Below are 19798 nucleotides of genomic sequence, written 5' to 3' on the forward strand. Positions count from 1 at the left end.
AGGTTAATACTTGTTTGATCAATTTTATGTTGATTTACTTCTTTTAAAAATTCATTCAAGTAGAACCCATTCTTCAAATTTAAAGAATGATCTAACGCATAAACTGTTAATTCATATTGATGATCTTTATCAGGTGGTGTTGGTCCTACATAGTGATTTTCTATTTCTGAAAAATCTTCAGCCAACAACCCACTAGTAAAGCTATTTTTACCTTGTACATAGTCACCCTTTGTTCTTGATAAATCTGCTTTTATAGAAATTGAATCACCAGTGATACTTACATTAGCAACGCTCCAATGAATCCATGCAAATCCGCAAACTGGTATTGCATCATAATCTATCAGAGACCATGCAAGATATTTAGTATCTTTTGGAAGTTCTGTTATTTCAAACGGGAATGATTTAATTGGATTGCCATTTATTAAATCACTTATATCTGCGCCTGCCGCATATTCATATGGTATATTATTTCCTTTAAATTCTGTGTTGATTTTCATGTTGATCTCTCCTTAAATAAAATAATGTTAGTAAATATATAAACGTCAATAATGACATAAATAACATTAAATATTGAATAGTTCCAATTGAATATAGATAACCACCAATAAGTAAAAATGCGATATTAAAAATAAAATATAACGTTTCTGCATAATTAAGCATCACTCTTAAGTTACTACTGCTAGAAAGTTTATTTATAGTTTGTGGACGAGTTAACCCTGAAGAAATACCTAAAAATATCATAGAAATAGTAACTGCTATGAAACTTTGATATGTATATATTATTAAAAATATTACTAAACAAATTTCTGACACAAACTTATAATTCAAGTATTTAGTTAAATAACGTGAAGATACAAAACCCATAACTGTGTAACAAGTTAATACTGAAATAAATTGTAAATTATTCAGTTTTAAATCATTATATATATTAATTGGAATAAATCCTATAAAAAATCCTAATATTAACGCTCTTAAAAAAGAATAATGCAATATCCAAAACTTCTCTTCCGGTAGAAATTTCTTTATCTTTCCCTTTGTTTCTCCTATTAAATTTAATTCCCTATTTTCAACTAATGTGCATCGAATAATTATAATTGTTAGAATTGAAAATATACCAGTCATTATTATAGGCCATTTAATATTTATTCCATAAAGATAACTACCTATAATCCCTGAAATTAATAATGATAGGAACATATAGCTATTTGACTTATTTTGTACGTATTTCTCATTTGTTATATTTCTTTTAATTATTGCGGTATCAACACCCGCCATCATTGAGTAACTTAACCCTAATAATATTTGTGCCACTACTAAAATTAAATATTGATTTTGATATAATAACAACAATAAACCGATGATTTTGAATATTTCACTAACAACTAATTTATTAGAATCTTTTAAGTTACAAATTTTAAAACACTTCTCTTTGTATAGAGAGAATAAAAATGCTGCAATGCCATAAGACGCCATTAATATTTCTAATTGTATTATGGAATAACCTTGAATCAAAAAGTAAATTAATAAAAACGGTAAATAAAAGTATGCTCGTGAAAAAATTCGGTACAAATAAATCCCAAGTATTAACTTATTCATAAATAATACCTGTACCTAGTCTTTCTTTTATTTCTTCAAACTTTATATCTCCTTCTCTTAATAATTCAATTTTATTATCTGTCACTTTAATAATCGTACTAGATGTTTTATAGTTAGTTTTATTTTGACTTCTTAGCATATATCTTACATTTTCGCCCATGTGCTTAATTGCTTCATTTTCAGTTATTAAAATATCATCGGCAGTTCCAGAGATATTTGCTGAAGTAATTGCTATAGGTGAATTAATATATGAAATAAACCTTCTCATCGTTTTATTTTGCACACATCCTATAGCTATACTATCTGAATTATTGAGCATATAATTATAGCTTGTTTTATTTTTTAAAATAATATTTAATGGTCCAGGCCAAAATATTTCAACTAGTTTATCAACTATTTCCGTATTTTGATTATCTCCATACAATTTCCAATCCTCTGGCTTATCAATAAATAATGATAATGGCTTATCTTTCGATCTCTTTTTATATTCAAATATTTTATCGATACAAAGATCATTGTTTGGTAAACTACATAAATTATAATTAGTATCAGTAGGAACAATCACTGGAAAACCATCTTGTAATTGTAAATAAAGTTTTTCAAAACTTTTTACAGAATCATTTAAAATTTCCATCTTTACTCCTCCTTTTTATTATCTGAAGTAAATCCACTGTATCTTCAGGTGCTACTTCAGGTGAAAACTTGTTCACAAGTTTATAGAAAGAAATATTTTCATCAATTTCTTCAGTGTTAACTATTGATTTAAATTTATTGTGCAAGATTTTCTTACTAGAAATATTACTTATTGGAAACTGAACAACTTGTGAATTTTTCAATCCTAAATCACTAGGAACTAAATATTGATACATATTTATATTTTTTTTAGTACCATCTTGATGAATTCCTGATTCATGTTTAAATATATTTTCACCAATTATAGGTTTGTTTTCTGATATTTGAAAATCGAGAATTTTAGAAATATTAATACTAGTTTTATATACGTCGGGTAAAGTGAATTCCGTACTTTCTATTTGTTTTTTTGTCAAAATAGTAATTATTTCCTCAATAGGAGCATTACCCGCTCTCTCACCAATTCCCAAAAATGTAGTTTCTATTTGCTTTGCACCATTTAAAATTGCAGCTAATGTATTTGCAGTAGCCAACCCTAGATCGTTATGACAATGAGCAGAAAAAATTATGTTAGAATATTTTTTTACAAAGTAATTAAAAATATCTCCGTATTCTAATGGTGTCGAACATCCTACAGTGTCCGCAAATGTAACTGTTCTAACTTGATATTTTGAAATAATTTCCATGTATTCTTTCAATTTTTCTCTAGAAGTCCTTGTTGCATCTTCAAAACAAATATCTACTCCTTTTTTATCTTTCTTTAATATATCCAAGCAGTCTTTGATTTTCTGAATATAATATTTATTTGAAAAATTAAGCTTTTCTTTTATATGCAAGTCAGATATTGGCAATAGTATTTTTACCACTAAATTATGAATTTTCAATTTGACTATTTTTTTTATTTCTTTTTCATTAAGCCTAGTCAATACTACTAATTCTTTTTCAGGACTTAAAATGTCTCTGAATTGATGAATATTAAATTCATCCTCGATAGTTGTACACATGCCTACTTCAACAGAATTTATATTTAACTTGTTAATTTGTTTCAATACTTCTTTTTTTATAATTAGACTTTTTCGAACATTACTTTGTTGCATACCATCCCTTATTGTATTATCTTGAATTCGAATCATATTACTTCACCCCCTCGATAACCTCTGATATAATATTAATATTATTTTTATGCAATAAAAATTAAATATTATCTAATGAATTATTAACTTTTTTGAAAGAGGTAAGTTCATGAATTTGGATTGGTACTATACATTTGTCATTTTAGCGAAGACGTTAAACTATCGATTAGCTAGTGAAGAAATTAATCTCACTATACCTTCTATACATAAGCAAATTAAAAATTTAGAACAGCATCTCAATGTGAAACTATTTGAAACTTATAAAAATCAAATTATCTTGACTGAAGATGGTCATACATTTCTTCCAATTGCGCAAAGTTTTATTGAACAATATGAAAGTGGCATCAAACATATCCAACTTAAAAAAACGATGTTTCAATCGAAATTAAATGTTGTCGTGTCTTCATATATCGCGACATTCATTATGCCCAAATTTTTAAAATCTTTCTTTAACGAGCATCCGTTTATCGATGTTTCTCTCCATGTCAAAAATGAAAATATTGAAAAAGATATTAATAATCATACGTATGACATCGGGATTAGCAGAAATCAACCTAAACTAAGAGAAGTTCATTCTGAAAAAGTATGCGAAGGTAAAATTGTATTGATTGCTCCCAATAAAGAGAATAATCATCTTCTAACTGAGGCATCTTTATTTGAAAAATACAAAATAATAAGTGATAACCATCCAGAATATTGGTCATCACTTAAAAATAATATTTTAAATATTTATGGAAAAGCACAATTTCTATCTATCAATGATGTGCATACTTCAATTAAATTAATCGAAATGAATCAAGGTATATCATTCCTGCCTATTTATATAACAACAGATAGTGATTACAATATTTCGGTTATTAACACGAAAATTTTACAAGCGCCTATTTCATTTACATATATATACAGCAAAAAAGAAAGCCCAGAAATATTGGTTTTTATTAAATCATTTAAAAAGTATATTGCCAATGAACAATTATAATAAATTTCAAATCTAAAAAACCAAGAATGCGATTAATCATCACATTCTTGGTTCAATTTTATTCATGAATTTTTTCAACATTAAACGTTAAGTTATTGTCTGAATTTAAATTAACTTTAATCGTTGTACCTTCTGGGAATCCCTCTTTAATCATCATACGTGCTAATGGTGTTTCAATTTGGCGTTGTACAAAACGTTTTAATGGTCTTGCACCGTATTGAGGTTCATAAGCTTCTTGACCTAGCCAAGCTTTAGCATCATCAGAAACTTCAATTGAGATTCGCTGTTCTAATAATCTTATATTTAATTGCGTTAATATTTTGTCTACAATCATACTCATGTCATCAATAGATAGAGGTTTAAATAATACGATGTCATCCATACGATTCAAAATTTCTGGTTTGAAATATGCATTTAAATTTGTCATAACAGCTTTTTCTGTTGATTCTGTAATTTCACCAGTCTCTTTTACGTTTTCTAATAAAACTTGAGATCCAATATTACTTGTCATAATAATAATAGTATTTTTAAAATCAACGCTACGTCCTTTAGAATCAGTTAAACGGCCTTCATCTAAAATTTGCAATAATACATTAAAGACGTCAGTATGCGCTTTTTCAACCTCATCTAATAAGATAACTGAGTATGGATTACGACGAACCGCTTCAGTTAATTGACCCCCTTCATCATGTCCAATATATCCTGGAGGTGCCCCTATCAATCTTGATACTGCATGTTTTTCCATATATTCACTCATATCAATACGAATCATATGTTTTTCAGAATCAAATAATGATGCAGCTAATGATTTAGCTAATTCAGTTTTACCTACTCCAGTTGGACCTAGGAATAAGAAACTACCAATAGGTCTGTTTGGATCTTTAATACCTGCTCTTGCTCTAACTACTGCATCTGAAACCAGGTCAACCGCTTTATCTTGACCTACAACACGTTTATGCAAGATGTCACTTAAGTGAAGTAATTTTTCACGTTCTGTTTCAACTAATTTTGAAACTGGTATGCCTGTCCATTGGCTGACAATATCGCCAATTTCTTCGTCTGTTACAACTTCACGAATCATTCGATCTGTATCTTCACCTTGCTCATCTTGGAAATTATCCTCTAATTCTCTAAGTTCTTTTTCCAATTGAGGAATTGTTCCATATTGTAGTTCAGCAGCTTTTTCTAAATTGTTATTTGTTTGTGCATCTTCCAACGCTTGTCTACTTTCATCTAGTTGCGCACGTTTTTCTTGTAAATTTGCTATTTTTTCTTTTTCTGATTCTACACGAGATTGAAGTGCTGCTTGTTTCTCTTTTTCATTGGCAAGCTCTTCTTGTAGTTCTTGTAATCTCTGTTTGCTCGCATTGTCAGATTCATTTTTAAGTGCGCTTTCTTCAATTTCTAATTGCATGACACGTCTATTAACTTGATCCAATTCAGTTGGATTTGATCCCATTTCCGTACGAATTGTTGCACATGCTTGGTCAACTAAATCAATCGCTTTATCTGGTAAAAAACGATCAGTGATGTAACGATCAGACAATTCAGCGGCAGCAACTAAGGCTCTATCTTGAATACGCACACCATGATACACTTCATATCGTTCTTTTAAACCACGTAAAATTGAAATTGTATCTTCAACATCAGGCTCACTAACTGCTACTTTTTGGAAACGACGCTCTAATGCCGAATCTTTTTCAATATATTCTCGATATTCATTTAAAGTTGTTGCACCAATACAATGTAACTCTCCTCGTGCTAACATTGGTTTTAGCATGTTGCCTGCATCCATGGCACCATCTGTTTTACCAGCACCTACAAGCATATGGATTTCATCAATAAATAATATAATTCTACCATCAGACTCTTTAACTTCTTTTAGGACTGCTTTTAATCTCTCTTCAAATTCACCACGATATTTAGCGCCCGCTACTAATGCGCTTAAATCTAACTCAAAAACAGTTTTATCTAATAATGATTCTGGCACATCTTTCTTAACTATACGTTGCGCTAATCCTTCAACAATTGCAGTTTTACCAACACCTGGTTCACCAATGAGCACAGGGTTGTTTTTAGTTTTACGACTTAAAATACGAATCGTATTTCGAATTTCTTCATCTCTTCCTATAACAGGATCCATTTTACCTTGTCTAACTTCTTCTACTAAGTCGCGGCCATATTTAGCTAATGCTTCGTAATTAACTTCTGGATTTTGTGATGTCACGTGATTTCCCCCTCTTACTTTTTTAATAATTTCTTTGATAACTTCTACTTTATTATTTATATAATGTTTTGTTGTTTGATCAATGTCCATTGCCGAACGTAAAATATGCTCCATTGAAATATATTCATCTTCATATTCTTTCATGTATGATTCAGCCTTAGTTATCAATTGGTTTGCTTGTTGGCTAATATATTGACCATATTGTATATTGTCACCTTCTACAGATGCATACGTGTTTAGTTTGTCTTCATAAGCTTTGTTTAATTGATCTACCTCAATATTTGCTCGTTCTAAAATACTTTTATATAAGCTTTCACTTTCATTTAAGGCAGCGCTTAAAATTGCCTCAATTTCTATATTTTGTAATTTATGTTGCTGACTCAGTTCAACTGCTTGTTGTAAAGCACTTTGAACAGCATATGTCATTTTATTTATATCCATATAATTTCACCTCTAATTTGTAGAGTTGGTCAAGTTGCACTTTTGACTTTGACTTTCTTTGACCTTAATTATATTATAGTCCCAATATAATCATTTATCAACTCTTTTACACTTAAATTTCCTAATATTTGTAAATATTTTTTTGAATAAAAAAATCTAGCTAATGTTACGTTACACATTAACTAGACTTATTAAACATATGTTATTTCTTTTTAAGTGCTTTTAATATTTCATCTTTTAAAGCTAGGACTCCTTTGTACTCTAAATGTACACCGTCTGGTGCAAAATATTCACTATGTCCTTGTGATCGCTTATTCCAATCAATTAATGTGACATTGGACTTTCGTTTCGCCGCGTCAGCTAATAATCGATTTACATTTGCCTCATAAATTCTTGGAACACGTGTATTAACTAAATAAATCTTGGCTTTTCCAAATTGATTAAGTAAATCGTCGAGCTGTTTGACAGTAAAGTCGCCATTTGTACCTAATTCTAATACGACTTGATCAGATGATTTTTTATATTGTGAATAATTCGCTTTAACTAAAGGTAAGGTTTGATACAATTGACGCCCTACTTTTCCATCAATTCTAGACTTAGGAACTGATGACTTAAATGACTCACCGATATCAACCATTACTGAATCACCGATTAAAAGAGGTTTAATATTATTATATACGTCGGAAGATTCCTTTTTCTTCTCACTTACTAAGCCATCAATGTGAATGTTATCAATTGGTGCTATCCGCATTAAATAATTATCTTCAATAGTGGTATCAAAGCTATTCGCTTTTTCTCCAATAATGTCTTTACCATATTTATTGAATGCACCTACTAAAATCAACATAAATGGAATTAACAAGGTTACTACAATTGCCATTCTTATAAATTGTGGTATATAAGAAGGTCGCCAATTTAAAGCTTTAATACCTTCTTTTCTAAATGGAGTTTCTATAAAGCGATATGATAGCTCTGCAAATATAATTGTTAAACTTATATCTATAAAGTACACATATACAGGTATCTGTCCATCTACATAGTAACTATGTACGAAACTAATTACTGCAAAATGCCATAAATATAAACTATAAGACCTTTTCCCGATAAATACTAACACTGGATTTGAAAATATCTTCGCTATCCATGTAGATGGATGAACGACACTGGCAATAATAAATAACGTTAATATGGATATTAAATAGAAACCACCATCATATATCCAATTCGTCTCATCATTAATAATGAAAAATAATAATATAAGTACTATAAATGATAAACTACCTATGCTATCAATAACATATTTTACAACTTTAGGTGGATCATTTTTCAATTTAAACGGTGGCCATAAAAAAGCTAAAATAACACCCAGTAACAATGTCTGTAATCTAGTATCTGTACCAAAATACACTCGTGAATGATCCCCATTAATACTGTAGATAAACATCATTAACCCTAAAGAAATTATTGATACTCCCCAAAAAATAAATCCTATTTTGTATCGCTTTTTAATTGTTAACAATAATGTAACCAAAATAACTGGGAAAAATATGTAAAACTGTTCTTCAATTGCTAAAGACCATAAATGCTTTAATGGCATAAATGAAAATTGCTCAAAATAATTAACATCTTTTGCTATATACCACCAGTTTGATACATAAAATATCGCAGCAATAATATCATGTTTAACCCTAATGATATTATCTGATTTTAATAATAAGGTTGCTGTCCCTACAACCATTAATAAAACTATGACTGCTGGTAATAAACGTTTTAAACGACGTATCCAAAAGCTTTTCAATTTAATGATACCTGTGTCATCATACTCTTTGAGTAATAAGCTTGTAATTAAATAACCAGAGATCACAAAAAATGTATCCACACCTAAAAAGCCACCTGTCAACCATTGCTTGTTTAAGTGGTAAATAATAATTCCTAGAACAGCGATTGCCCTCAAACCATCGAGCCCTGGCATATATCTCATTTTCTTATACTTTGTAAAACCCTTTGTTTTGTTCATTTTTGCATTCTTCCCTTTTAAAACTGTTCTTCTTAGATGCTTAATTAAATTTAGTTATGCTGTTTAAAAGAATATTGAAATGCATATGTATATTATTGAATTACGACATCATCAAAATCATATTGACTAAAATACTGTTAAATTAAAAAAATTACCAATGATGATTCTTACTTCGAAATCCAATTTGTAATGCAACTCGGCAACTTAAAAACTATGAAGTATTATGTATTGTAATATAACTGTAATATAAATTCAATTTATTATAAAAATTTTCAAGAAAATATTCAACTAGAAAATGAATTGTGCACTATTGGAAGTGCAAGTCACTGTCTTAATTCATATTTTTTGAAACAAGTTAGATATAAATTTTCAAAATGAAATCAGAACCTAGAACATAAATAAGGTTCCCTTCAAAATTTTCATTTTTCAATGTCTACTTTGAAGGGAGCTTATTCACAATGAATTATACTCTACAATGTTATATTGACTGCGGGGACCCAACACAGAGAATTTCTAAAAGAAATTCTACAGGCAATGCACGTTTATGTTAGCTCACACCAAGTGCAATCTTAGCGTAACGTGACATCATATCTTTTGTCCAAGGTGGACTCCATACGATATTCACTTCAGTATCCTGAATTTCAGGAATCTCTGCTAATACTGTTTTAACTTGATCAATAATTTGAGGTCCCATTGGACATCCCATTGATGTTAAAGTCATATCAACTGTACATACGCCTTCATCATCAACATTCACTTTGTATACTAAACCTAAATTAACGATATCAATTCCTAATTCAGGGTCAATTACCATTTCTAATGCACCTAAGATACTATCTTTCAATGCCTCTTCCATCCATATCACCTCTTTAATGTCATATTATTCATAATATATCAAATATCCGACAAAACGCCAATAAAATGCTATGATGTATCTATATGAACTAAGCAACTTATGAGGAGAGAGATATGCAACCACATTTAATATGTCTAGACTTAGACGGAACATTATTAAACGATAACAAAGAAATTTCATCATATACTAAACAAGTATTAAATGAATTACAACAACGTGGACACCAAATTATGATTGCGACTGGCAGACCTTATCGTGCAAGTCAAATGTATTATCATGAATTAAATTTAACGACACCAATTGTTAATTTTAATGGCGCTTACGTACATCACCCTAAAGATAAAAACTTCAAAACTTGCCATGAAATTTTAGATTTAGGCATCGCACAAAACATTATTCAAGGATTACAACAATATCAAGTATCGAATATTATAGCAGAAGTGAAAGATTATGTTTTCATTAACAATCATGATCCAAGATTATTTGAAGGTTTTTCAATGGGTAATCCAAGAATTCAAACTGGTAATTTACTTGTCCACTTGAAAGAATCCCCTACCTCAATTTTAATTGAAGCCGAAGAAAGTAAAATACCTGAAATCAAAAATATGCTTACTCATTTTTATGCCGATCATATTGAGCATCGACGCTGGGGCGCACCATTCCCTGTCATTGAAATTGTAAAACTTGGTATTAATAAAGCAAGAGGCATTGAGCAAGTTAGACAATTTTTAAATATTGACCGAAATAATATTATTGCATTCGGTGATGAAGATAATGATATTGAAATGATTGAGTACGCCCGCCATGGTGTTGCTATGGAAAATGGTTTGCAAGAACTTAAAGATGTAGCGAACAATATTACATTCAACAATAATGAAGATGGCATTGGTCGATATTTGAATGATTTCTTTAATTTAAATATTAGATATTACTGTTAATTTATAACTAATCATTTTATAATATTTTAAAACAATAGGAGGTAAGTTACGATGCCCAAAATAGTCGTAGTCGGAGCAGTCGCTGGCGGTGCAACATGTGCCAGCCAAATTCGACGTTTAGATAAAGAAAGTGACATTATTATTTTTGAAAAAGATCGTGATATGAGCTTTGCTAATTGTGCATTGCCTTATGTCATTGGCGAAGTTGTTGAAGATAGAAAATATGCTTTAGCGTATACACCTGAAAAATTTTATGATAGAAAGCAAATTACAGTAAAAACTTATCATGAAGTTATTGCAATCAATGATGAAAGACAAACTGTAACTGTATTAAATAGAAAGACCAACGAACAATTTGAAGAATCTTACGATAAACTCATTTTAAGCCCTGGTGCAAGTGCAAATAGCCTTGGCTTTGAAAGTGATATTACATTTACACTTAGAAATTTAGAAGACACTGATGCTATCGATCAATTCATCAAAGCAAATCAAGTTGATAAAGTATTGGTTATAGGTGCAGGGTATGTTTCATTAGAAGTTCTTGAAAATCTTTACGAACGTGGTTTACACCCTACTTTAATTCATCGATCTGATAAGATAAATAAATTAATGGATGCTGACATGAATCAACCTATACTTGATGAATTAGATAAGCGGGAGATTCCATACCGTTTAAATGAGGAAATTGATGCTATCAATGGAAATGAAATTACATTTAAATCAGGAAAAGTTGAACATTACGATATGATTATTGAAGGTGTCGGTACTCACCCCAATTCAAAATTTATCGAAAGTTCAAATATCAAACTTGATCGAAAAGGTTTCATACCGGTAAACGATAAATTTGAAACAAATGTTCCAAACATTTATGCAATAGGCGATATTGCAACATCACATTATCGACATGTCGATCTACCGGCTAGTGTTCCTTTAGCTTGGGGCGCTCACCGTGCAGCAAGTATTGTTGCCGAACAAATTGCTGGAAATGACACTATTGAATTCAAAGGCTTCTTAGGCAACAATATTGTGAAGTTCTTTGATTATACATTTGCGAGTGTCGGCGTTAAACCAAATGAACTAAAGCAATTTGACTATAAAATGGTGGAAGTCACTCAAGGTGCACACGCGAATTATTACCCAGGAAATTCCCCTTTACACTTAAGGGTATATTATGACACTTCAAACCGTCAGATTTTAAGAGCAGCTGCAGTAGGAAAAGAAGGTGCAGATAAACGTATTGATGTACTATCGATGGCAATGATGAACCAGCTAACTGTAGATGAGTTAACTGAGTTTGAAGTGGCTTATGCACCACCATATAGCCACCCTAAAGATTTAATCAATATGATTGGTTACAAAGCTAAATAAATGAATCATGCGATTCAATCTAATCTTAATTGTCTAGGTTAGAATTATGTTGGACTGGTACTACTATCCAGTCCTTTTTTATGTTTAAACATTTTTAGAATCAAAAAAGACATAAGGTCTTGGACTAATAATTGTCCATGCCTTATGTCATATACTATATGTCTTATCAATTAGCCAATACCGAATAATTTTGATATAGGCCCTAACGGTAGAATGACACCTAATACCATTGTGATGATAATTAATGCCATTGTTATCCAAAACATTTTGTGACTTTGTTCATGTCTCTTTCTTTTAGCAATCGACACTTCCATCAATCCAACTACTGCAACACCACACAGCATTTTCAATGTAAGCAACATATGATTTGCCCCGCCATTCATAAATGACTGAATTAATATCCAAAATCCTGAAATTAACGTCAACAGCATAAATAAGCGTAAAATCATGTGCAACGGTTTGAAAAATGGTGATCCGCCTTGATTTTTTGAAATGTTTAAGTATGTAGCGATAAATAAAATAATCGCTAATACCCAACTTAATATATGTAAATGTAACATACTGATTCCCCCCACTTTAATTATTTATATTATTAAATTAAAGCTTCTTGGGATTAATACCCACTTGCTTGTAATTTAATCATGATTTGATTATACACGAATATATATTCTACCACACTTCTATATTTGAGAGGAAGAACATGACATTTTATTCCTTATTAGAATATTGTGAATCTGCTGTAAAATAATCAACTACTTCTTAATATCAATATTTCACTTTCATCTCAAAATGGTAACATTATAAATAATTTATCTTTAACACCTTTTTAGAAAAGCAAGAAAAAACTAACCAATCTATATAAAGACTGGTTAGCTTTTTAAATGATAATTATTTAGCGATATAAGTTGTCAGCGTTCCAATATTATCAATAGTCACTTTAACTTCATCACCTGGTTGTAAAAATTTAGGTGGTTGCATACCTGCACCAACGCCTGCTGGTGTACCAGTTGCAATAATATCTCCCGGATGTAGTGCAACATATTTTGAAATTTCTTCTATTAATTCATCAATTTTAAGAATCATTTCGCCAGTGTTACCATCTTGTCTAATTTCATTGTTAACTTTTGTAACAATATTTACATTTTCAGGTAATGGTAGTTCGTCTTTAGTAACGATATAAGGACCCATTGGGCAACCGCCAGTTAAACTTTTTGATAAAAATGCTTGATCTTGTTCACTTTGTGCTTTGCGATCAGTGATATCGTTAATAATTGTATAGCCGTAAACATAATCTAAAGCTAATGCTTTTGGAATCTTTTCACCAGACTTACCAATAACAATACCTAATTCACCTTCATAATCTAATTGATCAGTAATATCTTTATGATTTGGAATTGTTGCATTATCTCCTGTTAAAGATGACGCTGCTTTTGTAAATACATATAATTTTTCTACTTCATGATTTAATTCGTTCGCATGATCTTTGTAATTTCTACCAAAAGCAATCACATTATTCGGAGGTGTTACTGGTGGTAAGAATTCAATGTCATTAAATGAAATTTTATAGTCTTCAGCTTTGCCGCTATCTTCTGCTGCTACAACTGCTTTACGTACTTGTTCTTGAAAATCTAAAGTATGATTTTGTTGTAAACCAGCTAACAATGTTTTAGGATGGAAATCTCCTTCTGCAAAGTCAGCAAATACTTGTGTTAAATCCCATACAGCATCTTCGCGTTTTACTTTAACGCCATATGAAGTTTTGTCATTATACTTGAATGATAAGAATTTCATTCATTCTCAACTCCTCATCTTTATCTTAATTCACATTATAACTTTTTTCGTTATCAAATAACAAATAAATAAGTAAGACAATTTTGAAAATGAGTTATGTTCATTCTGCTACAAGGGCTTTGCACTTAATCGAAATTATTTTTTATTCTTTTGAAAATCAAAATACTACAGTTGCAATGTACCAAATTTGAAGAAGTATAAATAACCTTTAACTTCTTTATTAAGTATCGTTTGAAGCGTATTTTGATAATATTTCATCTGTATCTTATATTTATTTTTTAATTGTGTACCAATTTCTTCATCTGTCATCCCACGGCGACGATTAAATGCATCGGTTTTATAGTCTACAAAATAATGCACACCATCTTTAACAAAGATTAAGTCAATCATACCTTGAATAATTGAGACGTCTTCGTCTCCTTGTGGCAATTGGTCAACTAATGCTTGGTTAACTACAAACGGTAATTCACGATAAACTTGCTCTGCTTCAGCAATAATCGAATATAACTCACTATTGATAAATGTCATTATTTCATCCATACGGATATCTTTTTTCGCATCTGCTTCGATAATATGTTTATCGATTAATCCATCGATATACTGATGTAACTCAACTTCAGATATGCGTTCTTTTTTGAATGGTAAATGTTGCATCACTGTATGCATTAACGTACCAATTTCATTCGCTTTTCGTTTACCTTGTTCACTTAGAAATTTAGGTCGTTCATACGTTGAAAAACCGATACGATATTGTCTTACTCGTTCGTAACTTGTGCCACTTTCTTCTGTTTCATATTGCCTTTTCAATTCAGAAACAGATTGTTTTGATGGCTTTTTAGTATCATTTACATATGGATATTGATAATCAAGTTGGTGTTTAATTTGTGCTTTAACATCCTCATTACCATTTTGCATAGTTTCTAATTGATTAACCGAACGATATTCATTATTATCTAAAATGGTTTCTGTAGACACATCTTCAAAGTATATAATTGAAATATTTACATTCGGACGACTACTATCTTCAACTTGTGCTATATCTTTTTCAAATTTTAAATCATCTGGAATTGACGCAGATTGATGTTTAGATAAAATACTATAAATAAGATGGAACGGATTTGGTGAAGTTAATCGTTCATTGACAGCAATGTGCTCACCAGAAATAGACAATTGCTCTAGTTCTAGTAACGATTTATCATTTTTCACTCTACCAATTAAATAAAGTTGTTCTTTCGCTCTTGTTAATGCTACATAGACTAATCGCATTTCTTCTGACACAAGTTCTTTTTCGGCAACAGCTTTATATGCAACCGAAGCTAAAGATGGAAATGCCATTTCTTTATCCACATCAAAATAATCCATTCCGAGACCAAATTGCTGATTTAAAATAACTGGTTGTTTCAAATCACGTTTATTAAAATCTTTTGACAATCCAGAATAAATGACAAATGGAAACTCTAGACCTTTACTACTATGAATTGTCATCATTCTAACAACATTATCGTTTGGACCAACTACATTTTCCTCACCAAAATCTTTGCCTCTTTCAATCAATTCATCGATAAAACGAATAAATTGATATAAACCTCTAAAACTTGAATTCTCAAACTCGATAGCTTTATTAAATAAACCATAAAGGTTTGCACGTCGTCCACGTCCACCAATAAGTCCACTAAAGTATTGAATAACATAATGATCATTATAAAATTTATCAATTAACTGATACACCGGATGATCTTTACTATATTGTTGGTAACTTTGAATATCTGATAAAAACATTTTTAATTTATCAACTAAAATAGCATCTGCTGCTTCGTCATTAATGTAATTTACAATCGATTGATAGAAGTAGTCATCATTTGGACTCAATATTCTAATTTGAGCTAATTCGTCTTCTTTGAACTGATATATAACGGAGCGCATTAACCCAACTAAATAAATATCTTGTAATGGATTATCTATCGCTCTTAAAAATGATAATACTAAGCGGACTTCTGTTTGTTCAAAGTAACCTTCACGACTATTCACATGGAATGGAATATCTTCATTTTTAAAGGCTTGTTGTAAATTGCGAGCTTGTCCAAAGCTGCGTTCTAGAATAACGATATCTTTGTATGTCGCACTTCTATAGCTTCCTGTTTTCATATCATAAACTTTTTGATGTTCTAAGATATCTTTAACTTGTTCTACTATAAAATGCGCTTCTTGTTCACTACCAGTTAAATCACTATGTTCTTGATCCGCTTCAACAAGCACTTTTAAGTTTACTGGATGGTCCGATTCATCATATGGTGCACCATAATACAACTGTGCCGCTTCATCATATTTTACTTCACCGACTTGTTCATCCATCATATGTTTGAATATATAGTTAGTCGTTGACAGTACTTCTTTTCGAGAACGGAAGTTTTGCGACAAATCAATTCGACGTCCAGTGCCATCTCCATCTATAGTAAAGCGTTGATACTTTTCAATAAATAAACTTGGATCAGCTTGTCTAAATTTATAAATGGATTGCTTAACATCTCCAACCATAAATAAATTACCATTATGTTCATCACCCGTTTTGATGCAAGATAGTATTTTCTCTTGAACCCGGTTCGTATCTTGATACTCATCGACCAATATTTCTTGAAAGTGTTGACGGTATGATTCGGCAATTTCTGAAGGCGAACCATCCTCATTAGTTAAAATTTGTAATGCAAAATGTTCATAATCAGAAAAATCCAGAATATTTTTGCTACGCTTTTTTCGATTGAATTCTGACATAACATCTTTCACAATACGCGCAAGGTACTTTACTCGTGGCGCCAATTGTTGCATATCAGCTTTCAAATCATCAGCTTCTCTTGAAAAGTAATCATTTTTCACTTTATCAATTAATGATTTATATTTTTTATACTGAAGTTTAGCATCTTCTAAGGCATCGACCATCATTTCATTTGCTTCTTTAATTTTCGCTGTTACATTAGGCAAACGCGCGCCAAATTCGTGATCAGTTAAATAAGGTATATCAATAAAACCACCTTCTAAAACACGCCCCATTAAACGTCGTTCATCTTCTATAACAGCTAAATGTTTATCGACGCCATCCATCATACTAAACAAATCATACGCCTTATTTAAAGCATCATAGGCAGCTGTGATAAATACTTTAGATAAGTCTGTTAGTAGTTGAATAAGTTGCGCTTGTTGTGCTTCTTCTTCGTATGGTGTCACCAATTGATCCAACCAATTTGTAGGATTTGGATTTGCAACGCTAAAGAAATACAATTGTTTAATAATCATTCGAAACTGATCATCACTTCTATCTGAAGACAATTGTTCTGTTAATTCAATAAAAGCAGGATCAAGGATATCGTAATGTTGTTCTATGACCTCATCTATCGTTTGTTCTAATAATAAAATATTTTCAGCTTCACTGCTTGTTCTAAAGTTCGGGTCAATATTTAATACATCATAATGCTGTTGAATTAATTTCAAGCAAAAACTATGAAGTGTAGATATTTGTGCTTGATGAATTTTGATGCGTTGGTTTTTCAAGTGTGCATTTGCAGGATCAGCAATCGATGCCTCTTGAATACGTTGGTCTACACGATGCTTCATTTCACGTGCGCTTAAGTTTGTAAACGTTACGACTAAAAGTCGATCGACATCAATGCCATCACGTAAAATCTTTTGGATAATACGCTCAACTAGTACAGCTGTTTTACCTGAACCTGCCGCGGCTGCAACAAGTACATCTTGTCCAGTTGCGTAAATACTTTGCCATTGCGCGTCAGTCCAAATCACGCCTTGTGGTTTCTCTGGAATTGTCATCTATTACTCACCCCCAAATTCATCATTAATGTTAATATTTTGAATTGCTTCAATTGGATTTATTGTTTCATCTACAGTTCGATATCGCTTACTATCAATCATGCCATCTACATGACATACCGATTGATAACTACAAAAAGCACATGGCAATTTTTGTTTGTACTTTAATGGTGCAACTTCAGTATGTCCATCCATAATATTTGAAGCTGTTTCTATAAAATTCTCTTTGTTATGCTGAATGAATTTATAAATTGTTGCTTCATCTGCCACTTGGCTGCCTCGTTTACTCAAAGAGCCATCTTTATTCAAACCAACTGGTACAATATCTGAAGTGAATTTAGGTTCTAAACGAATATCCAATGCATCAATAACAGTTTGGTCTGCATTCACTAAACCACTCAGCTTAAACTTTTTAATTAAATCTTGTTCTAGTTTATTTTCATCAATATCAGACCATGATTTAAATTTAATTCTAGGTTCATGTACATGGAAGTATAATAATCCACCTGGTTTCACAATATCTGTTAATCCAAGGCGTTGTTTATTTTGTAAAACGATATCCATGTATGTCATCATTTGCATTTGCATACCATAATATACTTTCGTTAAATCAAGTGTCGCACTACCTTCAGAGGATTTATAGTCAATGATATTAACAAAACTTGTATCATTCTTTGTATACGTATCGATACGGTCAATTTGCCCTCTAATATTAATTGGAATACCTTGAGTTGTCGTTAATGTTTGTGCAATTAATTCGTCATTTGTTCTTGGTTTCCTTCTAAAACTTGTCTCAAAATGTTTTGGCATAAACTTTGAATACGTGCCTTGATATTTTAATGCGCTTAGTGTTGTTTCTACAATAGCGCCAATGCGTCTTGATAAATAACGATAGTAAGCTGAAGAATTTAATAAATTAAACTGAACTTTAGGTAAAATTTCTTCCAATGCTTCATTCGTTAATTGTCTTATTTTTTTCAGGTCTAATTGTTTAAAATCGCCATTAATACGTTCAGATATATATTTTAAAACAGAATGGAAAATATCACCTAAATCAAAGTTTTGAAGTTCATACTTCGTTCGCTCATTTAGTTTCAGACCATGTGACGCATAGTGTTTAAATGGGCATTGTTGATAACCTTCAAAACGGGATACACTGGCATTGATTTCCTTACCATATAAATCTTTAGACAACGTTTCACCTAATTTTACAGTTTCATTGTCAAACGTTAATGCTGACATTAAATAATCTAAACCTTGATTTAAATGATCGCTATCTCTAATTACTTGATAAGCATCTAACCAACTATCAGCCACAATTTCATCATCTAACCAAGCACGCAATGCTTCAAATAATGTAATTTTGGTTTGCTTAGCATGTTGCATTAGTGACAATGGGTTAACTTCATGGTATTGAGGAATGTTAGTAATTTCCAATTGGTTGAACAATGATTGAATTTGATTTAAAAATGGGCTGATCTCCTTATCATCACCACTTGATCCCATTAGTCTGTAAGAAAATGTAACATCTTGTCGCGCTCTTGTCATAGCAATATAGCAAACAAATGCTTCATCCATCTGTAAAATATCTGATGTTGGACTTAACTCGACATTAGCCTGCTGTTCAAAGTATTTCTTTTCTTCATCTGTAATCAAGCTTGACGCAGTTACTGGTTGTGGCATCGTACCATCATTCATACCTACTAAGAAAACATGTTGCTTATTATCGACTTTAGCCAAATCCATCGTACCAATACTTACTTGGTCCAATGTTTGCGGAATCATAACAAATTCTAATTGTTCTAAACCAATATCAAATACTTCTAAGAAACGTTCCATCGACATTGGTTCATCTCCAAATACTAGAACTAAGTCATCAAGGATTTGAATTAAGCCATTCCATATTTGATCAATTTCCTCCGCCTTTTCATGATTACCATTTAAATCAAGTTCATCTCGCTCTGTCATCAATTGATTTGGCAGTTCGAAATATTCCATACTTT

At 31.1% G+C, this 19798-nt stretch carries 14 protein-coding genes; 3 read left to right on the top strand and 11 right to left on the bottom strand.

The features are described from left to right. From IDG60_RS07835 to IDG60_RS07850, 4 genes are all read right to left on the bottom strand, one after another. Nucleotides 1-497: YbhB/YbcL family Raf kinase inhibitor-like protein (locus tag IDG60_RS07835; RefSeq protein WP_206160598.1), on the bottom strand; the 497-nt coding region annotated here is incomplete at its 3' end. Then, nucleotides 475-1596 carry an MFS transporter gene (locus IDG60_RS07840; RefSeq protein WP_072468250.1) on the bottom strand — a complete coding sequence of 374 codons (1122 nt, stop codon included), beginning with the start codon at nt 1594-1596 and terminating at the stop codon, nt 475-477. The genes IDG60_RS07835 and IDG60_RS07840, both read right to left, overlap by 23 nt. After that, complete coding sequence (locus IDG60_RS07845) at nt 1589-2230, bottom strand: L-threonylcarbamoyladenylate synthase (RefSeq protein WP_000404422.1); 642 nt, start codon at nt 2228-2230, stop codon at nt 1589-1591. Before IDG60_RS07845 ends, IDG60_RS07840 begins: the two co-directional genes overlap by 8 nt. Next, nucleotides 2214-3359: a LeuA family protein gene (locus IDG60_RS07850; RefSeq protein ID WP_000619360.1), complete on the bottom strand. Its 1146-nt coding sequence runs from the start codon at nt 3357-3359 to the stop codon at nt 2214-2216. The genes IDG60_RS07845 and IDG60_RS07850 overlap by 17 nt, the downstream gene beginning before the upstream one ends. 109 nt (nt 3360-3468) lie before the next feature. Between IDG60_RS07850 and IDG60_RS07855 the strand changes: the two genes are divergently transcribed. After that, nucleotides 3469-4338 carry a LysR family transcriptional regulator gene (locus IDG60_RS07855; protein WP_001047069.1) on the top strand — a complete coding sequence of 290 codons (870 nt, stop codon included), beginning with the start codon at nt 3469-3471 and terminating at the stop codon, nt 4336-4338. Nucleotides 4339-4396: 58 nt separating this feature from the next. Here the strand turns inward: IDG60_RS07855 and clpB are convergent, their stop codons facing one another. From clpB to IDG60_RS07870, 3 genes are all read right to left on the bottom strand, one after another. Beyond that, complete coding sequence (gene clpB, locus IDG60_RS07860) at nt 4397-7006, bottom strand: ATP-dependent chaperone ClpB (protein WP_000353954.1); 2610 nt, start codon at nt 7004-7006, stop codon at nt 4397-4399. Nucleotides 7007-7208: 202 nt separating this feature from the next. Further along, the gene (locus IDG60_RS07865; protein ID WP_001044230.1) at nt 7209-9023 is read right to left on the bottom strand and encodes an acyltransferase family protein; all 1815 of its coding nucleotides are present in this window, start codon (nt 9021-9023) and stop codon (nt 7209-7211) included. A 547-nt stretch (nt 9024-9570) separates the two neighbouring features. After that, entirely contained in the window at nt 9571-9879 is a 309-nt protein-coding gene (locus tag IDG60_RS07870; RefSeq protein WP_000390575.1) for a metal-sulfur cluster assembly factor, read from the bottom strand. A gap of 113 nt (nt 9880-9992) precedes the next feature. On the opposite strand from IDG60_RS07870, the gene IDG60_RS07875 reads away from it, so the two are divergent. Then, on the top strand, nt 9993-10817 hold the full coding sequence (locus IDG60_RS07875) for a Cof-type HAD-IIB family hydrolase (RefSeq protein ID WP_001182436.1): 825 nt from the start codon (nt 9993-9995) through the stop codon (nt 10815-10817). 51 nt (nt 10818-10868) lie between these two features. Beyond that, nucleotides 10869-12185: a CoA-disulfide reductase gene (locus IDG60_RS07880; RefSeq protein ID WP_001124506.1), complete on the top strand. Its 1317-nt coding sequence runs from the start codon at nt 10869-10871 to the stop codon at nt 12183-12185. A gap of 170 nt (nt 12186-12355) precedes the next feature. Here IDG60_RS07880 and IDG60_RS07885 read toward each other — a convergent pair whose 3' ends face one another. The 4 genes from IDG60_RS07885 to IDG60_RS07900 all read right to left on the bottom strand — a co-directional run. After that, a complete protein-coding gene (locus tag IDG60_RS07885; RefSeq protein ID WP_000902805.1) occupies nt 12356-12745 on the bottom strand; it encodes a YisL family protein in 390 nt (129 codons plus the stop codon). 328 nt (nt 12746-13073) lie between these two features. Next, complete coding sequence (locus tag IDG60_RS07890) at nt 13074-13976, bottom strand: fumarylacetoacetate hydrolase family protein (protein ID WP_000670752.1); 903 nt, start codon at nt 13974-13976, stop codon at nt 13074-13076. A 165-nt stretch (nt 13977-14141) separates the two neighbouring features. Beyond that, nucleotides 14142-17795 carry a helicase-exonuclease AddAB subunit AddA gene (gene addA / locus IDG60_RS07895; RefSeq protein WP_000154921.1) on the bottom strand — a complete coding sequence of 1218 codons (3654 nt, stop codon included), beginning with the start codon at nt 17793-17795 and terminating at the stop codon, nt 14142-14144. A 3-nt stretch (nt 17796-17798) separates the two neighbouring features. Then, a partial coding sequence (locus IDG60_RS07900; RefSeq protein ID WP_206160599.1) for a PD-(D/E)XK nuclease family protein occupies nt 17799-19798 on the bottom strand: 2000 nt, incomplete at its 5' end.

It is taken from the genome of Staphylococcus sp. EG-SA-2, from assembly GCF_017152085.1.

Excerpts from the sequence above, each read along its gene's own strand:
- IDG60_RS07865 (WP_001044230.1), bottom strand. The coding sequence starts at position 9,023 with ATGAACAAAACAAAGGGTTTTACAAAGTATAAGAAAATGAGATATATG.
- IDG60_RS07850 (WP_000619360.1), bottom strand. The coding sequence starts at position 3,359 with ATGATTCGAATTCAAGATAATACAATAAGGGATGGTATGCAACAAAGT.
- clpB (WP_000353954.1), bottom strand. The coding sequence starts at position 7,006 with ATGGATATAAATAAAATGACATATGCTGTTCAAAGTGCTTTACAACAA.
- IDG60_RS07880 (WP_001124506.1), top strand. The coding sequence starts at position 10,869 with ATGCCCAAAATAGTCGTAGTCGGAGCAGTCGCTGGCGGTGCAACATGT.
- addA (WP_000154921.1), bottom strand. The coding sequence starts at position 17,795 with ATGACAATTCCAGAGAAACCACAAGGCGTGATTTGGACTGACGCGCAA.
- IDG60_RS07890 (WP_000670752.1), bottom strand. The coding sequence starts at position 13,976 with ATGAAATTCTTATCATTCAAGTATAATGACAAAACTTCATATGGCGTT.
- IDG60_RS07870 (WP_000390575.1), bottom strand. The coding sequence starts at position 9,879 with ATGGAAGAGGCATTGAAAGATAGTATCTTAGGTGCATTAGAAATGGTA.
- IDG60_RS07845 (WP_000404422.1), bottom strand. The coding sequence starts at position 2,230 with ATGGAAATTTTAAATGATTCTGTAAAAAGTTTTGAAAAACTTTATTTA.
- IDG60_RS07855 (WP_001047069.1), top strand. The coding sequence starts at position 3,469 with ATGAATTTGGATTGGTACTATACATTTGTCATTTTAGCGAAGACGTTA.
- IDG60_RS07885 (WP_000902805.1), bottom strand. The coding sequence starts at position 12,745 with ATGTTACATTTACATATATTAAGTTGGGTATTAGCGATTATTTTATTT.
- IDG60_RS07875 (WP_001182436.1), top strand. The coding sequence starts at position 9,993 with ATGCAACCACATTTAATATGTCTAGACTTAGACGGAACATTATTAAAC.
- IDG60_RS07840 (WP_072468250.1), bottom strand. The coding sequence starts at position 1,596 with ATGAATAAGTTAATACTTGGGATTTATTTGTACCGAATTTTTTCACGA.